17 protein-coding genes are annotated in these 25993 nt (G+C 71.6%); 6 read left to right on the top strand and 11 right to left on the bottom strand.

Annotated features, from left to right (window positions below; all coding sequences use genetic code 11):
- Positions 1 to 5: 5 nt before the first annotated feature.
- Positions 6 to 476, bottom strand: a complete 471-nt coding sequence (locus RMN57_RS28650) for a hypothetical protein (protein WP_313766170.1) — start codon at positions 474 to 476, stop codon at positions 6 to 8.
- 404 nt (positions 477 to 880) lie between these two features.
- Positions 881 to 1228 (bottom strand): hypothetical protein, encoded by a 348-nt coding sequence (locus tag RMN57_RS28645; RefSeq protein WP_313766169.1) that lies wholly within the window; start codon positions 1226 to 1228, stop codon positions 881 to 883.
- A 793-nt stretch (positions 1229 to 2021) separates the two neighbouring features.
- Between RMN57_RS28645 and RMN57_RS28640 the strand changes: the two genes are divergently transcribed.
- Entirely contained in the window at positions 2022 to 2423 is a 402-nt protein-coding gene (locus tag RMN57_RS28640; protein ID WP_380237816.1) for a transposase, read from the top strand.
- Positions 2424 to 3231: 808 nt separating this feature from the next.
- On the opposite strand, the gene RMN57_RS28635 is transcribed toward RMN57_RS28640, so the two are convergent.
- The gene (locus tag RMN57_RS28635) at positions 3232 to 3702 is read right to left on the bottom strand and encodes a hypothetical protein (RefSeq protein WP_313766168.1); all 471 of its coding nucleotides are present in this window, start codon (positions 3700 to 3702) and stop codon (positions 3232 to 3234) included.
- 100 nt (positions 3703 to 3802) lie between these two features.
- On the bottom strand, positions 3803 to 12313 hold the full coding sequence (locus RMN57_RS28630; protein WP_313766167.1) for a DNRLRE domain-containing protein: 8511 nt from the start codon (positions 12311 to 12313) through the stop codon (positions 3803 to 3805).
- Between the two features lie 355 nt (positions 12314 to 12668).
- Between RMN57_RS28630 and RMN57_RS28625 the strand changes: the two genes are divergently transcribed.
- Positions 12669 to 12962: a hypothetical protein gene (locus tag RMN57_RS28625; protein ID WP_313766166.1), complete on the top strand. Its 294-nt coding sequence runs from the start codon at positions 12669 to 12671 to the stop codon at positions 12960 to 12962.
- A gap of 195 nt (positions 12963 to 13157) precedes the next feature.
- Here the strand turns inward: RMN57_RS28625 and RMN57_RS28620 are convergent, their stop codons facing one another.
- Both RMN57_RS28620 and RMN57_RS28615 read right to left on the bottom strand, forming a co-directional pair.
- Entirely contained in the window at positions 13158 to 14708 is a 1551-nt protein-coding gene (locus RMN57_RS28620; RefSeq protein ID WP_313766165.1) for a glycerol-3-phosphate dehydrogenase/oxidase, read from the bottom strand.
- 126 nt (positions 14709 to 14834) lie between these two features.
- Positions 14835 to 15482 carry a TetR/AcrR family transcriptional regulator gene (locus RMN57_RS28615; RefSeq protein WP_313766164.1) on the bottom strand — a complete coding sequence of 216 codons (648 nt, stop codon included), beginning with the start codon at positions 15480 to 15482 and terminating at the stop codon, positions 14835 to 14837.
- Between the two features lie 20 nt (positions 15483 to 15502).
- Here RMN57_RS28615 and RMN57_RS28610 point away from each other — a divergent pair, with 20 nt between their 5' ends.
- From RMN57_RS28610 to RMN57_RS28595, 4 genes are all read left to right on the top strand, one after another.
- Positions 15503 to 17125, top strand: a complete 1623-nt coding sequence (locus tag RMN57_RS28610) for an FAD-binding oxidoreductase (RefSeq protein ID WP_313766163.1) — start codon at positions 15503 to 15505, stop codon at positions 17123 to 17125.
- Positions 17122 to 18048 (top strand): diacylglycerol kinase, encoded by a 927-nt coding sequence (locus RMN57_RS28605; RefSeq protein ID WP_313766162.1) that lies wholly within the window; start codon positions 17122 to 17124, stop codon positions 18046 to 18048. The genes RMN57_RS28610 and RMN57_RS28605 overlap by 4 nt, the downstream gene beginning before the upstream one ends.
- Positions 18049 to 18285: 237 nt before the next feature.
- Entirely contained in the window at positions 18286 to 18648 is a 363-nt protein-coding gene (locus RMN57_RS28600) for an effector-associated constant component EACC1 (protein ID WP_313766161.1), read from the top strand.
- A gap of 461 nt (positions 18649 to 19109) precedes the next feature.
- Positions 19110 to 19442, top strand: a complete 333-nt coding sequence (locus RMN57_RS28595) for a hypothetical protein (RefSeq protein ID WP_313766160.1) — start codon at positions 19110 to 19112, stop codon at positions 19440 to 19442.
- A gap of 36 nt (positions 19443 to 19478) precedes the next feature.
- On the opposite strand, the gene RMN57_RS28590 is transcribed toward RMN57_RS28595, so the two are convergent.
- The 5 genes from RMN57_RS28590 to RMN57_RS28570 form a co-directional block, all read right to left on the bottom strand.
- Positions 19479 to 19808: a hypothetical protein gene (locus RMN57_RS28590; RefSeq protein WP_313766159.1), complete on the bottom strand. Its 330-nt coding sequence runs from the start codon at positions 19806 to 19808 to the stop codon at positions 19479 to 19481.
- Positions 19809 to 20013: 205 nt separating this feature from the next.
- A complete protein-coding gene (locus RMN57_RS28585) occupies positions 20014 to 21609 on the bottom strand; it encodes a hypothetical protein (RefSeq protein ID WP_313766158.1) in 1596 nt (531 codons plus the stop codon).
- Positions 21610 to 22137: 528 nt separating this feature from the next.
- A complete protein-coding gene (locus RMN57_RS28580) occupies positions 22138 to 23499 on the bottom strand; it encodes a DUF2252 domain-containing protein (protein ID WP_313766157.1) in 1362 nt (453 codons plus the stop codon).
- Between the two features lie 256 nt (positions 23500 to 23755).
- Positions 23756 to 25420, bottom strand: coding sequence for a multicopper oxidase domain-containing protein (locus tag RMN57_RS28575; RefSeq protein WP_313766156.1), 1665 nt, complete (start codon positions 25418 to 25420; stop codon positions 23756 to 23758).
- Positions 25417 to 25896 carry a hypothetical protein gene (locus tag RMN57_RS28570; RefSeq protein WP_313766155.1) on the bottom strand — a complete coding sequence of 160 codons (480 nt, stop codon included), beginning with the start codon at positions 25894 to 25896 and terminating at the stop codon, positions 25417 to 25419. Before RMN57_RS28570 ends, RMN57_RS28575 begins: the two co-directional genes overlap by 4 nt.
- Between the last annotated feature and the right edge of the window lie 97 nt (positions 25897 to 25993).

Below are 25993 nucleotides of genomic sequence, written 5' to 3'. Positions count from 1 at the left end.
TTCAGCTATGTCGCGTATGGCGACTCAAACTCGTCGACATAGAGACCGGCGCGCCGGATTGACGCCACGATCCCCTCAGCAGGATTCGACACTCCGACATACATGTAGAAGTCATAGCCGAAGTGAACGAAGAACTCACTACCGGCGAACAGCCTGCACCAGACGAAGTCCTCATGAAGGATCGACCTCGACAGCTCGATCGCCTCGTACAGCGACAGACTGTCGCCTTCACTGACGCGCTGCCACCATGAGCTCTCCGGGTACATCTCCAGTCCATCGACCTTGAGAGCCGTGACGCCCTGCACCGCTGCAAACTGGCGGATCGCAGAAAGGTAGCCTTCCTCCGTTTCTGCATACGCCGCTTCCGTGAGCTGCTCCCCACCGAAGGACTCGCCGATGTCGGAGAAGCTCGTCCAGGACGGCGTCGCCCCGGCCCTCTGCTCCGGCGAGTGCTTCGTGATCCGATACTGCGTCATCGACCAGCCCCCGATCCGACACAAGCGCTAGCCAGGGCTGTGATGGTGTCGGCTGCAGCGGGCTTCGCGCCACCGCGGCCGACGTGAGTAGCAGTGGGAGCTGTGCAATGGGCAACCTCAATGTCAGCGTAGTTCAACAACGCTCTTCTCCCAGTCAGAGAGATCATCGCGGAACCGGCGCCGATCGCTCCAGGCACCCTCAAGCAAGATCACCCTCAGGCCCGATTGTCGCTTGAATCGCGTGAGCGAGAGGCCCAGTAACCTCAAGGGTGCAGTCACCGGTCCAGATACTTGCCGCTTTCCACCATGCGCCCAGGCCTGCAACCAGCGAATAGAACCGAGGGCGATCCCATAAGCTTGGATCGCCCCCGGTCGGCCGAAGTATCACATTGCCGCACCGTAGATCAAGTTACTCCAATCTGACCGGCCACCGCTATGCCGGCATCACCCGCCATAGGCTTTTCCCTGCGTCCCACACCGCCCAATGCTCCAGCGGCAGCCTGGGGAAGCTTAGCAAGGTGAGCATTCCTTTGGGAAATATGCGAGTAGTGGACGAGCCTGGGATCGGCAACCCCTCCCTGATCCCCTTCGCTGAACGCCTGGATGTCACCCTCATCATCCAGGAAAACCGACTCTACCTGAGCTCCGTCGAATACACTATCGGAGACGTATGCGACGTCGCCACCCTCTGGGAGATAGAAGGGGCCGAGACCTTCCGGGATTCCGATATCGGAGTCCATGAATTCGATCATTTCATACTCTCGCAGACATCAGGTTTTGGTACTCTTCCCGATATTACATGATCGGCACCTCAATGCGCCGTTACAAGGGCAGCCGTTTCCGCCTTTCAACTTGGGCCAAACTTCACAGGCCCTACCAAAGGCGATTTCCCTGGGAGTCCCAGACTCGCGACTTCGCGTTGAGCGGCTCGGACAGGGTGATGGAATCGGGCGTGTGGCGAATCTCACCGCGCCCTTCGTCGCCGTTCGGCCATTCCACGACGATCCAGTGGCCCGGAGAGAGAGTCCATTCCTCCCCCGATGGCTCGTACACCACAACTAGGGGGCGATCCCCGTCTACCTCTACGAGGAACTTCATTACGGCCGCGCCTTCCGCCAGTTCTTGACGTAGTAGTGCAGAAGATCCGCACGGGGCTTTGCGCTGGGATTAGTTGTCCCCCGGGCCTTGACCCAGTAAACGGCCCTAAAATAGGTCCGCGCAACCCTGATATCCCTCTTACTGTACCCCATCGATCGAACATGCCTCAGGTTGGCGAGATTATGCATGGCATGGTTCGCCTCTTGATTGTCCCAGAGGTGATGATTCCCAGGGAGTCGCTTCGTCGGCTTCCCAAGCCCACTAATATTCGAATGCCCATGCTTGCGCGTCATGGCATCCAGGGCCTTCTGCTCCTTTTGGATGTGATCATTGACCGTTCCGGTACGCCACACAGTCTTCTGTATCGCCTCAGAACTCGTAACACGATCTTGGTGATCGTTGCTGGTGGGGCGTGACCGATGTGACGATCCGTCCGTTCGTGATGGAGTGAGCAACAAGCCGTGGATCGTGGACGACGAGCTGTGGGCCCGGATCGAGCCGCTGCTGCCGGCCTGGCCGGAGCGGTCGCCGGGCCCCCGCCCGGTAGATGACCGGCGTTGCCTGCAGGGCATCCTGTTCGTGCTCTACACCGGCATCACCTGGCAGCAGTTGCCGCCCGAGTGGGGCTTCGGCTCCGGGCAGACCTGCTGGCACAGGCTCGGCCGCTGGCAGGAGGCTGGAGTGTTCGAAGCCCTGCACCGCATACTCATGGCCGAGTTGAACGCGGCCGGACTGATCGACTGGACGCGCGCCTGCGTGGACGCCTCCCACATACGCGCGAAAGAGGGGGCGAGGCCACCGGCCCGTCACCGGTCGACCGCCGCAAGACCGGCAGCAAACACCACCTGATCAGCGACGGCGGCGGCATCCCGTTTTATTCAACGCCCATCAGTCCGGTGAGTCATCAGCCGCGGGAGCGACGCCAGTCGCCCTTCACCACGCTCCAGGAGCTGTCGCCGCAATCGCGGACGCCCAATAACCCTTCCTGAGACCAGAACTTCCGAAGCAAGTTCGGAACGGCCGGGCGCGTGCTCGAAGTGGACCAGCACAGGCCCTTCCGGGCCAGACCTGTCAACCTCGGAGAAGAACTGCCACGAGCCGTCACGATCCCTGCAGACGCTCACCACCTCGTACCCCTGCGTGACCGAAGTGGACACGTAGACCTTGCGCCTCGGTTCGACCTGGCTCAGGCTCTCCGATTCCAGCCCGGCGTGACGACTGAACAAAACCCCATCCCGGCTCTCGCAGATCTGTGGATTCCGACAGGCTCGAAGATGCCGGGTGTCTCGCCTTAAGTGCACCCGACGATCCCTACCACTGCCAGAACGAGTGACGGCCCTGCCCCGGACGGGAACTCCGAAGCAGGGCCGCTCATCATCCCGCGCCATGCCGATCCCGGCACCTCGCGAGCAAAGATGTTCGACTCCATGGCACCCACGGGTCTTCCCGACGGCGCACTCGGCAACGCTCCTCGATCCGGGAGACGAACATAGACTCTGAACGGGATCATCCCAGGGGGCTGAGTCCGACAAACCGAGTAGTCATACCCAAAGTGAACGAGGAACTCACTGCCACAGAGGGAGCCAGCCACGGCTCGGGTCAACATTCGGGGCATGTGATACCTGAGGCCAGAGATTGAGGACCCTGGTCGCCGTGATCACGTGAGTCGGACCTCGTCGGCGTCGACAACGACAATGTCCCCATCAGGGGGAACATGGATCGCGTAGGTCAGGGCGATGCCTTCGGGCGAGACGCCCACACCAACGATCTCCAGAGTCTCGCCGGGGCCGATGGGAACATCGGGAATCGCTTCAACGATCTCGACCGAACGGCCGAGGAATTCATCGACCACAGCCAGGGGGTCGGTCGGACTGAGCTCTCCCGCCGACTCGAGAAATTCGGCACGAAGCCCCCAAAGCGAACCGTCCTCAACGAGGTAGACGGAGTAGGTGACGTCGTCGCCCGCCCCCGTCGCATCAACGACTACACCGCCCGAGCCAATGAGCTCATCCCCGATGAAGAGCTCAGAATGACCGGGCGGGTTCCGCAACCGAACCAGCTGGCGCCGCGAGAAGGCAGCGCCCCCTGGCCAGTTGGATCCCGCGCCGACCGTGTGGCCATTTGCCATTGTTCTGACCTCTGATTCCTCTACGCCCGCTCCTCCGAGCATGGTACGGCAGGCCCCGCTGATCGAAATCAGCGGGGCCTGCCAGCCAGTGCTGCACTAGCTACTTCTTAGTGATGTGCGTGATCTTTCCCTTGAGGCTCACATTGAGGTGGTTCACCATCTTGCCGAAGTACTTACGATGACGCTTGAGCTGGACATCCCACTCGTAGGGCTCTCCCTTGGTGCGGGATGGCCCCTTCGTCCAGGCGTTGCCGTGACGGTCGAGAATGCCCTTCTGCCCGTTGACGCGACCGGTCGGCAACGGCTGGTGCGGTTGCCAATGACCCGGCGGGACGTACCGAATCTTGCCACGAGTCGGCAGGCCTGCGGCCTTGATCGCCGCCTTCTTGGTAATCGGACAAACCGCACTGGTGTTGTGGACCAGCGCGTCGCCGATACCAGCGGCCACAAAGTAGGTGTGCGCGTCGCCGACGTTGAGGTTGTAGACGAGTTGGTCAGCCACCTCGCCTTCGTCCTCGATGACCAGCACCTCGGCCGACGCACCGTCGGAACCGATCAGATGGTCGCCGATCCTAACGGCGCCCGCGTCGATCCAACCGCGCTCCTCGACAAATACGGGGTGATAGGCAGTCGCGCGAATCCCCGGCGTACTCGGATCAAGGTCGGTGTCGATCTTGACCATGTGTTTCGTTGCAAAGGTTACGAAGACCTCGACGACTGGGGCCGAAACCGTCTCACCAGTATCCGGGTCGGCAGCTGCAACGCGATCGCCAACAGTTACCGCACTGATCGGACGGTAGCTTCCGTCCGCCATCAGAACCGGTGTTTCCGGGTCGAACGAGTTGCACGAGCGGAATAGATTGCGAGCGACAGAGGCCACCCGCTGTACACGGGCGGCCGCTCGGGTGGACTTCGCAGCCACCGCCGCCGCCACCTTGACCACGGGGCCGGCACCGACTGTCTGCGCGACGGCCGTCACTGCCATCTCGGCAGCCTTGGCCCAGTTGCCCGTCGCCGCGTAGGACACCGACGAGACCGCCGCTGCCACCGCGCCGATGGGGCCGGGGATCATGGACGCGACTTCGGCGACGACCGCGACGACCTGGACCGTCTTCTTCAGCCACTTGGGCATGCCCCAGTTGCCGTCGAGGTCGGTGCAGTTGACCGGGTCGCCGGTGCAGTAGTCGTACGGGCTGGCGTTGCCGCCGGGCATCGGGTCGATCTGCAGGAAGCGGCCGAGGGCCGGGCTGTAGAGGCGGGCACCCATGAGGATGTCGCCGTCCTGGGCCTCGGCGGAGCGCTGCTTGCCGCCGAGCCAGCCGTAGCGGACGTTCGCCTGGCCGTCCTGCGGGATGCCGAACTCGTCGAAGTCCAGCACGACCGGCTTGGTAAGCGCGGTGTCGGTGGTGATGACCACCGAGCCGAACAGGTTGGTCAGCTGGAGCTGGACGTCACCGGTCTTGCTGGTGGTGGCGGCCAGGTCCGCGTCCGGGCCCGAGACGTTGCGGGTCAGCGTGCCCTGGGTGGTGTCCTCGATGGTCCAGCGGACCTCGTCGGCGTCGTCACCGTAGTGGTTCAGCTTCGACGTGGCGTTGGCCCAGGAGCCGTCGGCCTGCTTCTTGCTGGTGGTGAACGCGGTCAGGCGGTGCGCCGCGTCGACGGCCCACTCCTGCTTGGTGTCCCCCTTCTCCTGCGCGGCGACGCGGTCGTTCGCCCAGTAGGTGTTCGTGGCACCGGTCGCGGTCTTCACCGTCCGCCCGAAGGCGTCGTAGGTGAAGCCGTTGTCGGTGAGCCGGTCGGCGCTGTCGTAGGTGTGGTTCTCCGCCGTGGCCCCACCGGTGCTGCACTCGCCGGCCGCCCCGTGCGGGGAGGTCTGCTTGGACAGCCGGTTGGAGTGCGCGTCGAACGCGTACTGCCGGGTGACGCAGCCGGTGGCGACCGTGGTCTGCTCGGCCTTCACCAGCCGGCCGAGCCGGTCGTACTGGTAGGAGCGGGTGGCGGTGGAGCTGGTGTCCTTGGCCACCTGGCCCTGGGTGGAGATGTCGGTGGTCTGGGCCCAGATCACCTTGTTGTCGGACGTGCGGGTGTAGGTGCGGCTGGTCGCCTCGCCCACCGCGTTGGTGGTGTCCTTGCGGACGATGCCACCGGGGTAGGTCTGCTCGACCAGCTGGCCGTCCGGACCGTACTTGGCGGTGAACTCGCCCGCCACGCTGTCGGTCACCGAGGTGACCAGGCCGCGCGGCTCCTTCGCCCGGTCGTAGGCGTAGGTGGTGGACCCGGTCGGGTCGCTCACCTTCACCGGCTTGCCGTACTTGTCGAACTCCGTGGTGGTGGTACCGCCATCGGCGTCCGTGTAGGAGATCAGCCGGCCCAGGACGTCGAGCACGCGCACCAGCGACTTGCCGCCGGCGTTCGTCTTGACGATGTCACCCGTGGCCGGGTCGTACTCGGTGGTGACCTTCGGCAGCGCCTGGCCCTCGTCCGAGGTGATCTCGGTAGAGGTGATCCGGTCCGCACCGTCAAAGGTGGTGACGGTCTTGCGGGACTTGCCCGCGTTGGACTCGGTGGTCTCCTCCGCCTCGCCGAACGGCGAGTAGCGGGTGACCCGCTTGACCGGCAGGGTGGTCGGCATCCGCGAGGCGTCCGCCCCGGTCACCGCGCCGCCCGGCATGGTCACACACGGCAGGCCCGCCCACTCCGGACGGTTGGCGCACGCCGCGTCATCGGCGTTGGCACCGGCGGTGTAGAACACCGACTTGACCGTGCCCGCGTCCGCGCCGTTCGAGCCCGGCTTGCGGGACTCCAGCGCGCGGCCCGACGCGTCGTACTTCACGTACGACGTCAGGTTGGCGCCGCCCTGCGCGGCGTCGGTGGTGACCGACGTCGCCGTCTTCAGCGTCCACCCGGAGGTGCCGCCGATCGGCGTGCCGTAGCCGGTCTTGGTGACCCGCTTCTCCACGTCCTCGGCGTAGCCGTCGATCCGGGCGCCGTCGGTCGCGGTGGTGACCAGGTGGTAGGCCTGGCCGTCCGGCTTCCCCTCGTCGTAGGTGTTGGTGTTGTGGTCCCGCGCCACCACCGACGTGCCCGCCGGCAGCGTCGGGTTGAGCGTCGCCTTGGTCAGGGTGACCGTGTCGATGCCCGCGTGGAACCGCTCGCCGACCGTGTTGGCGTTGGTGCCCGTGATGGTGAGCTTGAGCTCGTGGTCACCGCGGGTCAGGTGGACGGGCTGGCCCGTCGCGTACGGCGCCACAGTGCCGGTCGCGGCGTAGGTGTCGATCGGCTGGCCGACGTTCTGCCCGTCGATCGCCCACTGGATGACGCCGTGGTCGTTGAACTTGGTCAGCTGACCGCTGAGGAGGTAGTCACCCTCCTCCGGCACGCTGACGCGGACGCTGTCGAACGCGCCTGCCTGGGTGCCGCGGATGCTCAGGTGAGCGCCGCCCGACCAGGTCAGACCACAGCAGTTGTTGTCGACCTGGACCCGGGTGTTGGTGCCCAGCTGCGGGAGCTTCTCGGCCTCCGACGTCACCGTGACCGGCGCGGTCTGCCCGGCGACCTCCTCGGCGAGCGAGGCCCGATAGGCCGGGGCCAGGGTCTCCAGAACGTCCAGGCCGTCGGCCGAGTACGTCGTCCGCGAGTCGAGCAGACGCGCCCGGGACACGGAGTCCGAGGGCAGGTTCAGCTCGGCCGCGAACCTGTCCGCGTCCGGGTGGGTCCCCAGCGCGACCGAACGGTTCGTCGCCTCCAGGATCCGGACGGCGTGGCCGTAGCGGTCGTACTCGGTGGTGTCGATGTCACCGCCGGGGGTGACCGACGGGGTCGCCGTGTTGACCTCGTTGCCGGAGGCGTTCAGGTAGTGGACGGTGGCCGGCTTGTAGCCGTCCGGACCGGGCTTGACCGCCGAAGCGGTGTTGGCACCCGGGTCGTCCTCCGGCCCGAACACGGCGGTGGCATCGGTCGGCGCATCGGTCTGCGCCCACTTGGCGACGTCCGCACCGGCCAGGTCGTACGGACCGCCGGCGCCGCGGGTCAGCGGCACCTCGTAGACCACGTTCGTCGCGATCTCACCGTTGACCTGGTTCTTGCTGCCGGGCACCAGGGTGCTCCGGCGGACCTTCAGCAGCCGGCCCGGATCCTGGTCCGCAGCCGCCTTGCCGTAGTCGAAGCTCCACGGCAGCTCGCCGGCGGCGGCGATGCCGGTGACCCGGCCGTCCGCGTCGTAGCTGTACGTGGTCTTCAGCGGCTGTGCCAGGCGCGGGTCCCAGACCTGCGCCAGCCGGCCCTTGTCGTCGTACGCGTAGTGCGCGACCTCGACGGCCTCCTGCTTGGAGGTCACCGGGTTCCACGACCAGACCTTCACCGAGCGGATCCGGTCGAGGTAGTCACCCGGGGTCGCGGCCGTGGCGGTGGTCGCCTTGGCGTAGTCGTACTCCGAGACCTCGCAGCCGCGCGGCAGCGGGTCGACCGTGCAGCCGTTGACGTCGTCCACGCCCGGCTCGACCGCCGGGATGACGCGCTTGACCAGCGATCGGCCGTCGGTCGTGTCGTACTGGTAGCGGGTGGTCGACGCGGCCTCCGGCCCCGTCTCGCTGACCACCTGGTAGATGCTCGAACCTGCCTGGCGGGCGAAGACGGTCTTGGAGCCGTCCAGCTCGCTCAGCTCGTACGTGGTGCCGGCGGTCTGGACGTCCCAGATCTGCCACGCTCCGGCCCAGCACACCCAGATCGAGGCACCCTGGTCGGCGTCGAGGCACTTGCCCGAGTGGCGGTTCATCACCGTGCCGTCGGTGCGGACCTCCCACTGCTGGTTGTCGCCGCCGTTGCAGCCCCACAGGATGAGCGGCGTGGCGTTGCCCGTCTGGCCCCAGGGGTTGTCGAGGCAGTAGCCGAGCAGGCGCAGGGTGAGGTCGTCGCCCCTGGTCCACTGCTGGTTCGCCGCTCCGGTGCACGCCGCAGGCTGCAGCCTGGCGCCGTTGCCGGCCGCGCCGTTCGGCACCTCCAGACACTGGCCCGTGGCCGGCAGCACGATGGCGCCGGACTTGGCGGACACGGCCTTGAGGGCGAGCGACTCGGCGCCCGGCTCGGGGAAGAAGGTGCCGTCGGTGCCCTTGGCGAAAGTGAGCGAGGTGTCGTCGTTGCCCTTGATCTCGACCAGGTCGGACTGCGGGAACGACAGCGAGCGGTAGTCGGAGCCGGTACCGGCGTCCGGGCCACCGGCCCACTGCGGACCGTACGGGGCGACGATCTCCTTCAGCGACAGGTCGTCGAAGTAGACCTCCTTGCCGCTGCCGCCCGCGTTGCCGTTGTAGAGGCGGAACCACGCCTCGGTGGCGTCGTTCGGGACGACCATGTCCAGCGTCAGCTGCTGCCAGCCGTCGGTGAACGCGGCCTTCGGGGAGGCCGTCTCGCCGTAGCCGGCACCGGTCCGGTAGACGCCGACCAGGCGCAGACCGCGGTTGGCCAGCGGGTTGCTCAGGCCAGTGGCGCCGGGGACGTAGATCCAGCCGGTCAGCCGGTAGGTGCGCCCGGGCTTCATGCCGTTGCCCATGGTGTACTCCGGGCCGAGCGCGGCGAAGGAGTCCCAGGTGCCGGAGCCGCCGGGAACCACCAGCAGCGAGTCGGTGGAGCTGTCGTGACCGCGGGCGGTCGAGCGCGAGAGCGTGGCCTCGCCGGCGGTGAAGCCGGTCAGGTCGGTGCCGATCTGGCGCTGGTTGACCGTCAGGCGCTCCCCCTGCGGCTGCCAGCCGCGGCCGAGGTCGCGCGAGGAGGTGGTGCGGGCCACCGACATGCCGAACTCGTTGGCGTCCGTCACATCGGTGGAGTAGTCACCGGTCAGCAGGTTGACCGAGCCGGGACCGACGGAGGTGCCCGCCGCGCCGTCGGCGTTGCGGTCCACCGTCATGGTGTTCCACACCGTGGCGTAGCCGTTGCCGGAGCCGTCCTCGGGGAAGAGCAGGGCCCGGACCTGGACGACACCGCCGATGTTGCCGAGGGTGTCGAGCACGTTCCAGTTGGCGTGCGTGCCGAGGTCGGCCAGCCGCGGCTTGTCCTCGGCGACCGGCGTGTTGTCGGCCTTGGTGAGGTTGGTGCGCGGCACGTTGTACTCGGTCGCGCCCGGACCGCGGCGGTACTGGTAGACCACCCGCTTGAACTGGGACTGCGCGTCGACGGAGAGCTTGACGCGCTTCGCGGCCTGGGTGCCGTTGACCGGCGAGCTCATGCCCGCCTGGCCCACCTGGAAGGTGTGCGTGGCCGGCGGGGACAGGTTGCCCGCGCGGTCCTTGGACTGCACGCTGAGCACGCGCCGGCCCTCGGTGGTCGGCGTGATCGACGTGGTCAGCGCCCCGGTGGCCGCGACCGTCACCGGCGTGCCGCCGTCGAGGGTGTAGACGTAGGCTGCGGTGTCGTCGGTGCCCGCGGCGGGCGAGAAGGTGAACGAGCCCGGCTGGTTGGCCGTGCCGTGCCACAGGCCATCGGCCGGATAGTCGGCCGAGCTCACGAACGGCGCGCCGGGCTTGGTGGTGTCGGCGACGACGTTGGTACCGACCCAGTTGGAGCGGGACTTGCCGTCGTCGAGCATGGCCCAGATCGAGTACTGCACGCCCTCGTCGAGCTTGGCGATGCCGTAGTCGGACGGGCGGACGGTCGCGATGGCGCCGTTGGGCACGTCGCGGGCGATGCTGCCGAGGAAGGTGCCGCCGCGCCACAGGTCCATGTAGACCTTCAGCGCGTCGCCGTCCACGTCGGCGGCCTGCACCTGGAAGCGCGGGTTGGCGTCGGAGGTGTAGCGCGGGTTGCCGGGCTGGGACGGCTGGACCTCGACACCGGCCGGGGTGGCCGGGATGGTGTTGTAGGTGATCGACAGGTACGGCGGGGCGTCGCCCTCGGCCGAGCTGAAGCGCTTCCAGGACAGGTTGCTGGACTCGTCCGCCGCCTTCAGGCCGATGCCGTAGTCGTGGTAGCCGAAGCCGGCCCAGTACTTGACCAGGTCGGTGACGTTGGCACGGGCCCAGGCGGTGCCGTCGGAGCCGGAGCACTCGTGCGAGTCGGCTCCGCCGTCGGCGTCCCAGGTGTCGTTCGAGGTGGCGTACTTGGTGCCCCAGGACGGCTGGTTGTTCCAGCGCGTCCACCAGGCTGCACCGCCGGCCTCCCAGACCTCCCACTGCTTCGCCACGCAGGACGAGGAGTGGTAGTTGTACAGGTTCAGCGTCGCGCCGAGGATCTGCTTGCCGTTGAAGTCCGCGCCCGGGAAGGTCAGGAACGAACGGGCCGCGACGCTGCCGTCGTAGCTGCCCAGCTTCAGGTCCTCGGAGCCGGAGGCATCGAAGTTCTCGTTCGTCTGCACGTACGTGTCATACGTGGGGTCGACGTTGACGATCGGGTCGATCGTGACCGGGAACTGCGTCTTCGGCGCGGCGAGGAACGCCGCGTCCGGGGTGAAGACCAGCTCGGTGTCGGCGCCCTGGCCCCGCACCTCCATGGTCACCGGAGCCCGGTTGAGGTGCTCCTGCGAGGCCGGGTCGACCACGGCGTCCCACATCACCGGAGCCGGGATCTTCACCGCGGGCTTGCCGGACGCCTTGTCCAGCAACTGGATCGAGCCGTCCTGCTGCGGCGCCACCGTCATGCCCGTGGTGTCCAGCGGAACCGTCAGGGTTCCGGCCTGGGACACCGCGGAGCGGTCCTTGACGACCAGGAACTGCTCGAAGCCGGTGCGGGTCGCCTGCAGGACCAGGTCCACACCCGGACGGGCGTCGACGTAGGTCGCCTTGTTGCCCTCCAGCTTCGGCTTCGGCAGCTTGCCGAGCCAGCCGAAGCGGACCTGTTGGTCACCGGTGCCGATCTTCACCAGCTCACGCTCTGCGGGAGCCTGCGGCTGCGCCGGCTGCGCCGGCTGCGGGTCGGCGGCCGGAGCGGCGGCGCGGGCGCCGGCCCGGGAGGCGCGCTCGGTGGCGCCGTCGGTGGCGGCCGCCGAAGGCGAAGGGCTCGCCGAGGCGGTCGGCGCCGCAGTCGGCGTCACGGACGTAGCCGCGGGCGTCGGCGTCGCACCGGCAACGGCGCTCGGGGTGGCCGAGGCGCTCACGCTCGGCGCGGCGGACGTCGAGTCGCTGGCGCTGGGCGCGGCGGACGGGACCGCGGACGGGCTGGTGGCGGCGGACGGCGTCGGCGCGGCGGACGCGGACGTCGGGACGCTCGGCAGGCTGTCGCCCACCGTCACGCCGGCGTCGCCGCCCTCGAAGACCAGGCCCTCGGGGTGGGCCTTCGGGGCGACCTTGCCGTCCGGCGTCTGCACCAGGGTGGTGTCGACCGGCACCCAGGCCTCGCCGACCTTCATCCGGATCGGGCCGGTGGACCGGTCGGAGGTCAGCGTCCCGTCCGCGTTCGCCCACAGCGTGGTGAACTCGGTCCGGGCGTTGGTGACCTCGATCCGGCGGCCCTGGAGGCGGGCCGCGAGCAGCGCGGAGGCCTCGTCGGGCGCCTCGGTCGAGGGGGTGGCGGGCGGCGTCTGCGGATTCGGTGCCGCCTGCGCCGCCGGCGCCGTCATGGCGTCGAGCGCGACACCGGTCTGAATGAGCAGACCGAGCGTCAGAACCGCCGATATTCGGCGCATCCAGCGCGAAGAAAAGGCCCCGCCGGAAGAACCGGACGAGGCCAAGGAGCGTCGTGACATCAAGACTCTCTCAAGAGATTGCCAAGGCTTCTAATGGCATGTTCGAAGCCGAATGACAATCTCTCATTCCCAGGCAATGCTCATTTACCAATCAGGATGACAATTCCGTAACGGATCACACACGCGCCGCAACTGGCACCCATTTGTCACGATTAGCCGCCTTTAGCAGGATTGCGGTGCATGACCCTCAATCAGGGCAATTACTCGCACCCCGGCGTAGACTGACGGGGCGGCGGCACGCGCCGCCGCCCACCGCCAGCCCCGCTCTCGCGCGACGCCCCCCGGGAGGTTCTCCATGCGCCAGCGGCACAGCTTCCACCTCGACCGGGGCAACCACTCGGTCACGGTGAACGTCCGCTCCGGCTGGATCACCGAGACGGAACTGCTGGTGGACGGCAAGGAGCTCGCCTTCCACCGCGTCCACGGGCACGGCGTCTACCCGCTCACCCTCTCGGCCCAGCTGACCGGGGAGCCCCCGGCGCCGGTGTCCGTCAGGCTGGATCGGACCGGAGTCCCGGAGCATCCGCTGGCCTGCGTGTTGGAACTGGGCGACGCCACCCACCCCATGCCGGAGCGGACCGACCACTGAGTCCTCGGATCTGCCGGGAATCCGCGGCGGGACTCCGGGGCGCAGCGCTTTTCCTCACGTGATTCCGCGATTACCGGAAGCACCACCGCGCGCCCAGGCTGCCTAATTCGAAGTCACATTGACTGTCGATCAGGGATATCTGACGGGCATTCGTACACACCTAATTCGGCGGCGCGAGACTCATTCCCCGCGGAATTACCGCGCGGTAGCCGCCACGAGCTCTTCCACCGCCGACCGGGCCCGGCCGGCGTCCTCCGCGACCAGGCCGATGCGGGTCCGCCGGTGCAGGACGTCGTCGGCGTCCAGGGCGCCCTCGTGGGTCATCGCGTAGGCGATCTCGGCGCGGGTCACGTCCAGGCCGTCGGCGATCGGCGCCAGGTCGCCCGCCGCGAGGACCTCGTGGGCCGCGCCGCCGTGGCGGGCGCGCAGGGAGTCCGGGGCGTCGGCCGGGGCGGGCCGGCTGTCGCGGTGGGCGGGCGCACCGACCAGGGGCAGCCGGGACGTCCAGCAGGCGCGGGCGGACAGTCCGCGCAGTCGGGCGGCGGTGTCCACGGCGTCCTGGGCCATCTTCCGATAGGTGGTCAGCTTGCCGCCGACCACGGTGATCACGCCCTCCGGGGACTCCAGCACGGCGTGCTCGCGGGAGAGGTCGGCCGTGGCGCCGTCGCCGGTGTCGATCAGCGGCCGCAGGCCGGCGTAGGCGCCGCGCACGTCCGCCTTGGTCAGCATCGTCCGCAGGGCCGCGTTGACGGTGTCGAGGAGGAAGGCGATCTCGCCGTCGGTCGGCTGCGGCTCGTCCGGGATCGGGCCGGGCGCGTCCTCGTCGGTGAGGCCGATCGCCACCCGGCCGAGCTGCTGGGGCAGGGCGAAGACGAAGCGGCTGGTGGAGCCGGGCACCGGGACGGTGAGGGCGGCGGTCGGGTGGCCGAGCGCGGCCGCGTCGACCACCAGGTGGGTGCCGCGGCTCGGCCGCAGCCGGATCGACGGGTCCACCTCGCCCGCCCAGACGCCGCTGGCGTTGACCACGGCGTGGGCGTTGAGCGTGAAGGACTGCCCGGTGAGGCCGTCCGTCAGCCGGGCCGAGGTGCCGGTGACCTGCTCCGCCCGCACCCGGGTCAGCACGGTGGCGCCGTACTGCGCGGCGGTCCGGGCGAGGGCCACCACCAGCCGGGCGTCGTCGACCAGCTGGCCGTCGTGGGCGACCAGGCCGCCGGACAGCCCGTCGGTGCGGACGCCGGGCACCAACTGGCGGGCCCGCTGGGCGTCGACGCGGCGCACCCGCGGCAGCAGGGCGCCGGGCGTCCCGGCGCTCAGCCGCAGGGCGTCGCCGGCGACGAAGCCGGCGCGGACCAGCGAGGCCTGCCCGGGCCGCATCAACCCGTTGATCAGCGGCACCAGTTGGGGCATCGGGCGGACCAGGTGCGGGGCCGTACGGGTCATCAGCACCCCGCGCTCGACGGCGCTCTCCCGGGCCACTCCGATCCGGCCGGAGGCGAGGTAGCGCAGGCCGCCGTGGACCAGCTTGGAGCTCCAGCGGCTCGTCCCGAAGGCGAGGTCGCGCGCTTCGACCAGGACGGTGCGCAGCCCGCGGGCGGCGGCGTCCAGGGCGGCTCCGGCGCCGGTGACGCCGCCACCGATCACCAGCAGGTCGACGACGGGCGCGTCGGCGAGGGCGTCCAGTTCCAACGCCCTGCGGCGGGCGTCGAGTCGGGTGGTTCCGGCGTAGGGCCCGGCGGTGGTCGTCATGGCGCGGGGTGTCCGTTCGTTCGGCGGATGCGGTGGGGTACGACGGATGCGGTGGCGGATGCGACGGGTGCGGTGGCGGTGGCAGGGGCGGGTGGGGCGGCGGTCCCGGCTTTCGGGGCCCGGCGGTCAGGGGGCGAGGTAGCCGTCCAGGGCGCGGGCGAGTTCGCGCCGCCAGGCCGCCTCCGGCAGCAGGGCGGCGACCATCCGGTGCGACTGGACGGTGGACTGGGCGATCAGCAGCACCATGGCGGCGAGCTCGACCGGCTCGCCCTCCCGGATCGAGCCGTGGGCCTGCCCCTGCTCGATGCCGGCCTGCAGCGCCTCCAGCAGCCCGCGCTGGCTGGTGCCGAGCCGCTCCACCACGTACTCGAAGAGCGTGTCGGAGTCGGCCGAGCGCAGCAGCGCGCCGAGCACCGGGTGGTCGCGCAGCCGGACGGCCACCTCGACCACGCCGTCGACGAAGGCGGCCCGGTCCTCGCCGGCCAGCCGGACGGTGGCCTGGGTGGCGCCGATCTCGCGGGTCAGCAGGGCCCCGATCACCGCCCGGACGTCCGGCCAGCGCCGGTAGACGGTCGGGCGGCTGACCCCGGCCCGGCGGGCGATCTCGGACAGCTGGGTCCGGCGCACGCCGAGGTGGACGATCAGCTCGGCGGCGGCGTCGAGGATCGCGTCGTCGGTGCTGCGGGGCTGCGGCTGCGGCTGCGGCGAACCCTCGCTGTCGTCGTGGCCATCGCGGCCACCGTGGTCGTCGTGGTCGTCGTTACTACTTGACATGATGTGTGAAACTGTAACGCATGGAATCCGAGACGCAAGCGGGACCGGCCGGCGCCGCGCTGCCGCTCCCCCCGATGAAGTGGGACGCCTGGGGCGACCCGGCCCTCGCCAAGGAGCTGTCCGCCGACGTCAAGGCGCTGCTGGCCGCCGCCCTCGGCGTCACCGGTGACGCGGCGCCCGGACCGGGCGCCGACGAGGTCCTGCTGCACCCCTCGCGGCTGACCGCCGAGGACCTCAAGGCCCTGGCCGCCGTGGTCGGCGAGGCGCACGTCAGCGCCGCCGACGCCGACCGCCTCCCCCGGGCCGGCGGCAAGTCCACCCCCGACCTGCTGCGCCGGCGCAGCCGCGAGCCGCAGGACGCGCCGGACGCCGTCGTGCTGCCCGGCAGCGAGGACGAGATCACCGCCCTGCTGGCCCTCTGCGCCGAGCGCCGGATCGCCGTCGTGCCGTTCGGCGGCGGCACCAGCGTGGTCGGCGGCCTCGACCCCGAGCGCGGCGGGCTCGCCGCCGTCGTCTCGCTCGACCTGCGCCGCTTCGACGCCCTGCTCGACCTGGACGAGACCTCCGGCGAGGCCGTCCTGGGCGCCGGCCTGACCGGCCCGGCGGCGGAGGCGCTGCTGGCCGAGCGCGGCTTCGAACTCGGCCACTACCCGCAGAGCTTCCGCTTCGCCACCATCGGCGGCTTCGCCGCCACCCGCTCCTCCGGCCAGGACTCCGCCGGGTACGGGCGGTTCGACGAGATGGTGCGCGGCCTGCGCGTCGTCACCCCGGCGGGCGTGCTGGACCTCGGCCGCGCCCCCGCCTCCGCCGCCGGCCCCGACCTGCGCGAGCTGTTCCTCGGCTCCGAGGGCACGCTGGGGATCATCACCGCGGTGCGGGTGCGGATCCACCCCGTCCCGGCCGCGAAGGCCTACGAGGCCTGGTCCTTCCCGGACTTCGCGACCGGCACCGCCGCACTGCGCGCGGTGGAGCAGCAGGGCACCGGGCCGACCGTGATCCGGCTCTCCGACGAGGCCGAGACCATGGTCAACCTGGCCATGACGGAGAAGATCGGCGGCGAGCCGGCCGTCACCGGCTGCCTCGCGGTCACCGTGTTCGAGGGCACCCCCGAGCAGGTCGCCGCCCGCCACGAGCTCACCCGGACGGCGCTGCTGGCCGCCGGTGGCACCTCGCTCGGCGAGGCGCCGGCCCGGGCCTGGGAGCACGGCCGGTTCAACGCGCCGTACCTGCGGGACTCGCTACTCTCCGCCGGTGCGCTGTGCGAGACGCTGGAGACGGCCACCGACTGGCGCCGCCTCTCCGACCTGCGGTTCGCCGTCACGGCGGCGCTGACCGAGGCGCTGCCCGGCGCGCTCGTCCTCTGCCACATCTCGCACGTCTACCCGACCGGCGCCTCGCTCTACTTCACCGTGGTCGCCGCGCTCGGGTCGGACCCGCTGACCCAGTGGGCCGGTGCCAAGCGCGCCGCGTGCGACGCGATCGCGGCCCAGGGCGCCACCATCACCCACCACCACGCCGTCGGCGCCGACCACCGGCCGTGGATGACCGACGAGGTAGGCGAGTTGGGCGTGCGGATCCTGCGCGCGGTCAAGGCCGAGCTGGACCCGGCGGGCATCCTCAACCCGGGCAAGCTGATCCCGTGAGCGGCCGGAGAACCATCGCCCGCGTCGTTCTCCTCACCAATCCGGCCGCGGCCGCCGGCCACTCCGAGCCGGCGGCCCGCCGCGCCGAGGCCCGGCTGCGCGCCCTGGGCGTCGAGGTCGACGCCCGGGCGGGCGGCTCGGCCGAGGAGTCGCTGGACCTCGCCCGCACGGCGGTCACGCAGGGCGCGCACGACGCGCTGGTCGTCGTCGGCGGCGACGGCATGATCAACCTGGGCATCCAGGCGACGGCCGGCACCGACCTCCCGCTCGGCGTCGTCCCGGCCGGCACCGGCAACGACCACGCCCGCGCGTACGGCCTGCCGCGCGACGAACCGGAGGCGGCGGCCGAGGTGATCGCCGCCGGCCACACCCGGACGGTGGACCTCGGGCGGGTGACCGGCCCCGACGGCACGGCGCACTGGTTCGGCTCGGTGCTCGCCAGCGGCTTCGACTCCCTGGTCAGCGACCGCACCAACCGGCTGCGCTGGCCGCGCGGCCGGATGCGCTACAACCTCGCCATCCTGGTCGAGTTCGCCAACCTCCGCCCGCTGCCGTTCCGGATCACCCTCGCCGACGGGACGGTCGTCGAGCGCGACCTCACGCTCGCCGCGATCGGCAACACCAGCAGCTACGGCGGCGGCATGCTGATCTGCCCGACCGCCGACCCCGCGGACGGCCTGCTCGACGTCACCCTGGTCGACGCCATGCCGCGGCGGCGGATAGCCCGCTTCTTCCCCACCATCTTCAAGGGCACGCACGTCGAGCACGAGGAGGTCACCACGCACCGCACCGCGTCGCTGCGGATCGAGTCGCCGGGCATCACGGCCTACGCGGACGGCGAGTTCATGGCGGCCCTGCCCGTGGACGTGGCGGCCGTGCCGGGCGCGCTCCACCTGCTCACCCCGGCCGCTCCACCCGCCTGAGGGCGCGCGCCCGAGTTCGACCGCCCGAGGTCAACCACGTGAGGGGCACCGGTCCGAGGGCACCCCGCCCGACGCCACCCGCCCGAGGTGACCGGTGCTCACTCCCCCCGGATTCCGCCGACGGCACGGCGGGCCTCCCCCGGTGACAGTATGCTGACGGGCCTCAACTCCGTCCGCTCCCGGGCCACTTCCGGCCCCGGAGCCGGGTCGGGTTCCGGACCGCACCTGGGGAGCTCCGTGGACGTGCAGATCGTGGTGACCGGCGAGGAGACCGCCGCCGAGGCCGAGTCGCTCGCGGACTGGCTGCGCGGCGAGCCCGGGCTCGCGGGCGTCGGCCTCGCCGGGCAGCCGCCCGCGCACGGCGAACTCGGCTCCGTCCTGGACACCTTGACGGTCGCCCTCGGGGCCGGGGGCGCCGTCTCGGTCCTGGCCGCTTCACTGCGCACCTGGTTCGCCCAGCCGCGGCGCAGCGACGTCCGGCTCAGGATCCGGCGCCCGGGCGGCGAGTCGGTCGAGATCGACGCCAAGCGGGTGGGCGCGACCGAGCTGGAGGCCGTGCTGCGCCGGGTGCTCGACCGCGACGAGCCCGGGCAGGGGTGAGATGCGCCTGCCGGATCCCGAGCGGTCCCGGATCGTCCTGATCGGCGCGGGAACGTACACCGATCCACAGCTCCCGGACCTCGACACGGTGCCGCGGACCATCACCGACCTCGCGGCCCTGTTCACCGACTCCGCGCACGGGCTGGTGCCCGAGAAGCACTGCACCGTCCTGCTGGACGACGGTGACCTGCGCACGGTCGGCCGGCGGCTGCGCGCCGCCGCGCAGGAGGCCGAGGACCTGCTGCTGGTCTACTTCGCCGGGCACGGCCTGGTCGGCGGCCGCCGCCACGACCTCTACCTCGCCCTGACGGACAGCGAGTTCGCGGCACCGGAGTTCAACTCGCTGGAGTACGCCCGTTCTCGGCCGCCCGGGCGTCCGGGTCGTCGCGGCCTGCACCACCGCGGCGTACCGGCTGCGGGACCCGGACGCCGGCCTCGACCGCCTGCTCCAGGTGCTCCCGGTGGACGAGCCCGCGCTGGAGGAAGTGGTGGAGATCCTCCGGCAGGCCGCCCCGCGGCTGGCGGAGCACCACAGGGTCGAGATCCCGGACGACCTGCTGGAACAGGCCGCGCTCCTCGCCCGGGAGCTGCTGCCCGACCAGGCGCCGCCCGGATCGGCGATCGCCCTGCTCGACGAGGCCGGCGCACTGGCCCGGCTGCGGGGCACGGACCTGCGCGAGGTCACCGCCTCCGACCTTGCGGACGCCCTCGCCGTCCGTAGGCCGACCTCGCCGCCCGCCGAGCGCCCCCGGCTCGCCCCCCCCCACGACCCGTCGGTCTGGGCGATGAGCTGAGCGCTCAGGGAGCCGGCACGCCCTCCGGCCCGACCGTCACCAGCCGCCGCGGCGGCGGTCGAGGACGGCCTGGAGGCGGCGGACCTCGGCGACCAGCCGGGGCACGTCCTCGCGGGCGGCGGCGATGAATTCGAGGTCCGCGTGGAGCCGCGGGTCCCGCGACACCACCTCCTCGTCGTCGACGTACCGGCGCACGTACAGCTCGTCGTCGACGTCGGCGCGGGGCTGGATCCGGATGAAGCTCTCCCCGCCCAGGCCGCGCCCCTCGCCGTCCGGCGAGGCCAGCCACGGGCCCGGCGCGGCCGCTGCCGCGCGCCGTTCGATCGCGGTGAGTTCGTGGTCGGTCAACGGTCCGTCAGAAGCCATACCGCGATCCTCCCGGCCGGTGGTCCGGATGTCCATGGGCCCTCTCCGCAACGGTCCGTGAACCGGGCGGGGCCCGGAGGTGCCGCCCCCGCCACCGCGACCAACGCGGAGCGCCCCGGCTCGGTGCGGGCGAGCCGGGGCGCTGGACGGGGTGGAACGGGGTGGTACGGACGGACCGCGGCGGGTACGGACGGACCGCGGTGGGTCAGGACTTCGACGCGGCCGGGCTCGGCAGGGAGCCGGAGAGGATCGGCCACTCGCGGTGGAAGGGCGGCAGCGGGAGCTTGCCCTCGATGATCGGGGTGCCGAAGATCTTGAGGTGGGCGGTGAGGGCGCCGTTCAGGTCGACGCCGCCGAGGAGCGCCCAACTGCCCTTGACCTGGGGCTTGCCGCCGGGCAGGTCGACGGCGAGTTCACCGTCGGCCTGGGCGCGCAGGTAGGGGGCGACGGTGGCCTCGACGCCGACCGTGTCGTAGAGGCCGACGCTGACCTCGGCGCCGAGCGCGGCCCGGACGGCGGCCTTGCCGGTGACGCGGACGTGGACCGGGGAGACCTTGGTGTCGGCGGCGTCCGTCACCGGGGACCAGCCGCGGCCGCCGGTGTAGTCGGAACGGACCGACCAGGTGCCGGTGATCTCCTGCTCGGCCTCGACGTGCACCTGGCCGTCGGCGCCGATCTCCAGGTAGCAGGTGAGCCCGAGGTTGACCACCACCGGCAGCCCGGCCACCGTCACGACCGGGCTGGCCTGGAGCTTGGCGAACGGCAGGCGGATCGGGGCGGCGCCGGTGCTGCGGCGGAGGTCGCCGCTGACCTTCCACTGGGCGTGGGCGCCCAGGTCGAAGCCGATCGACGCGGTGCGCGGGGTGCCGACGCCCGCGCCGTGGTACGCGAAGTGCAGCGAGGGGTGCAGCTGGACGGACGCGGAGGCGTCGGCGCTCAGGCCCTCGGGCAGCGGGATCGGGGCCTTGACGTCGACCTCCAGGGTGCCGGAGGCGTCGGCGGTGGTGGTGCCGTTCTCCCGGGCGACGGTCGCCTTGAGGTCCTTGACCAGCGGGGTGACCTTGATGCCGTTCGGGTCGACCGGGACCTGCCCGTCGGCCTCGGCCTTGCCCAGCAGCTCGGAGAGGGTCGCCGGTCGGGTGGACAGGGTGACGGCCCCGCCGTTCGCGGACTTCACCGCGGTGACCGCGACCAGCGCGCCCTGCGGCGCGGCCTCGGTCGGCGGGCTGGCGATCAGCTGGCCGGGCTTGACGGCCTCGGCGGGCGAGGGACCGGCCGAGGGGGTGGCCGACGCGGTCGCCGCGGGAGCGGCGGACCGGGCGGCGGACGGCGTGGCGGACGGCGTTGCCGACGGCCCGGCAGCCGGTTCCGCCGTCAGGACCGCCGTGCCGGCGGCCGGGTCGTAGGCGGTGAGCTGGAGGTTCTTCGCCTCCGGGGCGACGGCCGCGCCGTCCTTGCCCGGTGCACCGATCGCAGCCTGCTGGGCGCCCGGCTGGGCGGCGGCCACCGGAAGGGTGCCGGGCGCGGGCTGCCCGGCGGCGGGCGAGGCCGGGGCGGACCCGGTCGGCGCAGCGGCCTGGGTGGTGGCGTGGGCGTGCGGGGCGCCGGACGGCCGGGAGGCCGCCGGGCTCGCCGCGGCCGCGGAGGGGGAGGCCGAGGCGGCGACGGGGACCGCGCCGGGACCGTCGACGGTGATCGAGGTCGCCTGCTGCGTGCCCGAGGTGGGCCCGCACGCGGCGACACCGAGCAGCAGCAGCGAAACGAGGGCAGGGCGGACCGCCGTGCCGAGGGGACTCTTCAACGGAACTCTTTCGAAGCGGCGGACGCGCACACGACTGCCCGGGAACCAATGGCTTCAACGGCGGCCCGAACGGCCACACGAGCGCCATGTTACTGACGGGGAATAAGCTTGTCGAAGACATGCAAATGACGCGGGTGCCCCGCGGGGGGTTCAACAACTTCCCGGTTCAGTACGAGAGTTGACTGGACGTCCGAACCCACCCCCGCCCTTCGGCGGGTGGTCGGCGCCCCGCCGATCCACCGACCGGCGGGGCCGTACCCCCGCCGTTCGACCGGGCTGGGACGGGCGGTTCCGCGCCGGGGAACGACACCCTCACCCGGCCCCCGCAGGATGGGTTCCGGCCGAACACAGCACCGCCACAACACTCGGAGCAGCGCCCCGCAGGCACGTCGCCCAGCCCCCGGACCCCCTGGGCGCCGGTCCGCTACGCCCGGCCGCCGAGGATGTGGCCGGCGGTCGCGCCCACGGGAGCGAGGTCCGGGCCGTCGAGCGGACCCCCACCCGGCCCGAGCCGCTTCCGACCGCCCGTCAAATGCCCTTCCTGGCCGCCACCTCACCGGAGTCGACGGCCGCCAGCAGCGCCGCGTGATCGGCCTCCGTCCGGTCGGCGTAGCGGACCGAGAAGTCGGCGATCGCCTCCGCGAAGGTGTCGGCGGAGCCCAGGTAGCCGGCGATGGCCAGCCGGTCGCCGGAGCGGGCGTGGGCGCGGGCCAGGGCGCGGCCGCAGAGGTCGGCGTAGTCGCGCAGGACGGCCGGGGGCATGTCGGCGATGTCCGCCGATCCCTTCATGTCGCGCAGCTGGCGGCCGTAGAAGTGCCGGCTGGCCGGGCCGGTGGTCCAGCCGAGGAAGATGTCGCTGGCGGCCTGCATCAGGCGCTGGCCGGTGACGACGCGCTCGCCGCCGTGGACGACCGGCGCCTCGGCGTGCGGGCGGGAGGCCGGCAGGTAGTCCTCCAGCACGGACCGGCCGGCCTCCTTGACCTGGAGGAACAGCGGGTCCTGCGCGTCCCGGCCCTCCAGCAGGACGATGAAGCAGCGGGTACCGACGCTGCCGACGCCGACCACCTTGCGGGCGGCGTCCACGAACCGGAACCGGTCGAGCAGCACCCGGCGGTCCTCGGCCAGGGTGGCGCGGTAGTCGCTGAAGATCTTGCCGAGCCGCCGCAGCTCGTCCCGCGGTACCGGCTCGATCAGCGGCGGGTCGCTGATGATGCGGCGGTGGCCGTCCTCCGTCGTCTCGGTGAGCTTGCCGAAGGCCTGCAGGCTGGTGCGGCGGCGGGCGCGCTCCAGGCCGGCCTCCAGCTTGGCCCGGCGCTTGCGCTTGCGGACCAGCGGGAGGAGGGCCTCGGTGTCGATCCGGGCGTACCAGACGTCGAGCTCGGCCATCGCCGCCAGCCGCCGGATCGCGGTCGCGTAGCCCTGCACGGCGGTGAGTGCGGCCCGGCGGACGTCGCCCGCGCCGTGCCCGTTGTCCCGGGCGGCGACGGCCACGCTCGCCGCCAGGCGTTTGACGTCCCACTCGAAGGGGCCGGGGTAGGTCTCGTCGAAGTCGTTGAGGTCGAAGAGCAGCGACCGCTCCGGCGAGGCGTACACACCGAAGTTCAACAGGTGTGCGTCGCCGCAGAGTTGGACGGTGATGCCGGTGTCGGGCAGGGCCGCCAGATCGGCGGCCATCACGGCGGCGGCGCCGCGCAGGAAGGCGAACGGGGAGTCGGACATCCGGCCGTAGCGGATCGGCAGCAGCTCGGTGAGGCGGTCGGCACCCTGCCGCTCCAGCACGCGGATCGGATCGGGCCGGTCCGCGTCGGGGATCCAGCGGCCGTGCGCGGAGCGCGAGACCCGCTCGCGGGCGGCCCGGCCGCTCCGGCGGCGTTCGGCGGGACTGGTCATGCGCTCCTCCTGGTCATGCCGGGCGATGCTCCTGGTCGTGCCGGGCGGTGACTCCTGCTCGCGACGCTAGGTCACCGGCCCGCGCCCGGCACGTCGGGGCGCGGGCGGGCCGTTCGCGGGCCCGCCCGCGCTGCGCCGCCCGGGTGACGGCCCGGCCGGCGGCCGCGGCCCGCCCGGGGTGGCGGCCGCGCTGTCCCGCCCGCGCCCGGCCGTGCCGCGACCCGCGGCCCCGACCCGCCGCTCCACTCCACGACCCCTACTCCACGACGAAGTCCGCCATCATCGCCATGTCCTCGTGCTCCAGGTTGTGGCAGTGCAGCATGTACGTGCCCGGGTAGTCGGTGAAGCGGACCAGCACCTCCACCGACTCGGCCGGCCGCAGGTCGACGGTGTCCTTCCACCCGGCGTCGTACGGGCCCGGCGCGGCACCGTTGCGCGAGAGCACCTGGAAGTGGTCCAGGTGGAGGTGGACGGGGTGGTGCACGTCCGTGAAGAACCTCCAGATCTCGGTGCTGCCGAGGGCCGGGTTGGCGACGGCGCGACCGGGCTCGTAGCCCTGGTTGTTGATGGTCCAGCCGGAGCTGCGGCTGCGCCGGAAGCCGAACCGCCGGGTGGTGACGGCGAGCTCGGGGTCGAGCCGTTCGAGGCTGCAGAGCCGCTCCGGGACCGTCGAGTCGTCCGTGACCGTGCGGGAGGAGACGTCGAAGCGCATCACCTCGGCGGTCCGCTCGCTGCCGAAGCGGTTCACCAGCCGGACGGAGGTGCCCGGCGCGAAGCGGGCGAAGTCGACGACGATCTCGAACCGCTCGGCCGGGGCGATCTCGACCGCGTCGTGGGCCACCGGGGCCTCCAGCAGGCCGCCGTCGCCGGCGATCTGGACGAGCGCGTCGCCGCCGGCGGGCTGCGGGTCGAGTTCGAGGCGGTAGAGGCGGGCGTTGGAGGCGTTCAGCAGGCGCAGCCGGTACCGGGCGCGGTCGACCTCCAGGCGCGGCCAGGGCGCGCCGTTGACCAGGATCACGTCGCCGAGGACGCCGTTCATGTACTCGTCGGTGACGCCGGGGACGGCGAGCGCGGAGTCGACGGCCGGGTACAGGAACGAACCGTCCTCGGCGAAGGAACGGTCGGCGAGCATCAGCGGCAGGTCGCGGTCGCCGCGCGGCAGCGGCAGGGCGTCGTCCTCGTCGTCGAGCACGAGGTGGAAGCCGGCCAGGCCGCGCCAGATGCCGGGGCCGGTGAAGCCCATCCGGTGGTCGTGGTACCAGAGGGTGGCTGCGCGCTGGCGCCCGGGATAGGTGTAGGTGCGGTCGCCGTCCGTCGTCCGGCCGAACGGCATCCCCGGCATCCCGGCCGTCCCCGGCATCCCGGCCATGCCCGCCGTCCCCGTCCTCCCGGACCGGTCACTCGCCCCGACCGCCCCGGCCGGGTGGGCCGCACGGGACGTGCCGGGCGCCGGCCCCGCGCCCGACGGGTGGCCGGTCGCCGCCGGCAGGATCAGGTCGATCGGGTAGCCGTCGCTCTCCGCCGGGGTGTGCCCGCCGTGCAGGTGGACCACCGAGGGCACCGGCAGCTCGTTGCGGTGGCGCACCACCGCCTGCCGGCCGGACCGGACGGCCACGGTCGGCCCGGGGTAGCTGCCGCCGTACGTCCACATCTCGGTCCGCAGGCCGGGCAGGATCTCCAGCCGGGCGACCTGCTGGGTGATCTCGTAGTGGTCGGTGGTGCCGTCGGTGCGCACCGGGCGCAGCACCTGCGGCACCGGCAGCGGCACCTGGAACGGCTGCGGCAGTTCGACGGCGCTGTCCAGCAGTCGGCCCGGGAGGCCCTCGGCGAGCAGCCGGGCGGCGGCCGGGAGCGTGAACGCCCCGAGCGCACCCGCGCCCATCACGGCCGCGCCGAGCCCGAGGAACCGGCGGCGCCTCACTGGGCCACCTCCATGGGCCCTCCCGGCCGGGGCAGCAGCCCGCCGCCGTCGGGCCCGGCCGCCGCGTCCGGGGCCGGCCGACCGACCGGCAGCCGCCGGCGCCACGCCCCGACCAGGGTGAACAGCGTGCCGCTCACCAGCAGCACGCCGAACAGCACGTGCAGGCCCACCGCGCGGTGGTAGCCGAGGGCGATCTGCGCCGCCGTGGCGACCGTCAGGAGGACCGAGACGCCGAACGGCCAGAGCGGGCCGCGGCCGATCCAGCGGACCAGCAGCCCCACCACCGTCTGGGCGAACGCGACCACCGCCAGCGCCGTCCCGCCCGCCGCGTGCAGCCCGAGCGACTCGTAGTGGCCGTTGAGGAAGCTGCCGGCCAGCGCGGTCTGCACCACGGCGAGCACGGCCAGCGCGGTGGCGGTCGCCCGCAGCAGGATCAGCGGCCAGCGGGGGGCGGGGGCCACGGGAGGACTGCTCATGGTGGGCTTCTCTCTGCTCGGCCGGGCGGGGAACGGGAAAGCGCCCCCGGAGGCGGCTCGGGCCCCGGACGGCGCGGCGGAGAGCGTAGCTGATCAT

The organism is Kitasatospora sp. CM 4170, from assembly GCF_032110285.1.
Lineage (GTDB): Bacteria > Actinomycetota > Actinomycetes > Streptomycetales > Streptomycetaceae > Kitasatospora > Kitasatospora aburaviensis.
The sequence above is the reverse complement of the archived record's forward strand: the minus strand, read 5'-3'. Positions and strand labels throughout refer to the sequence as shown.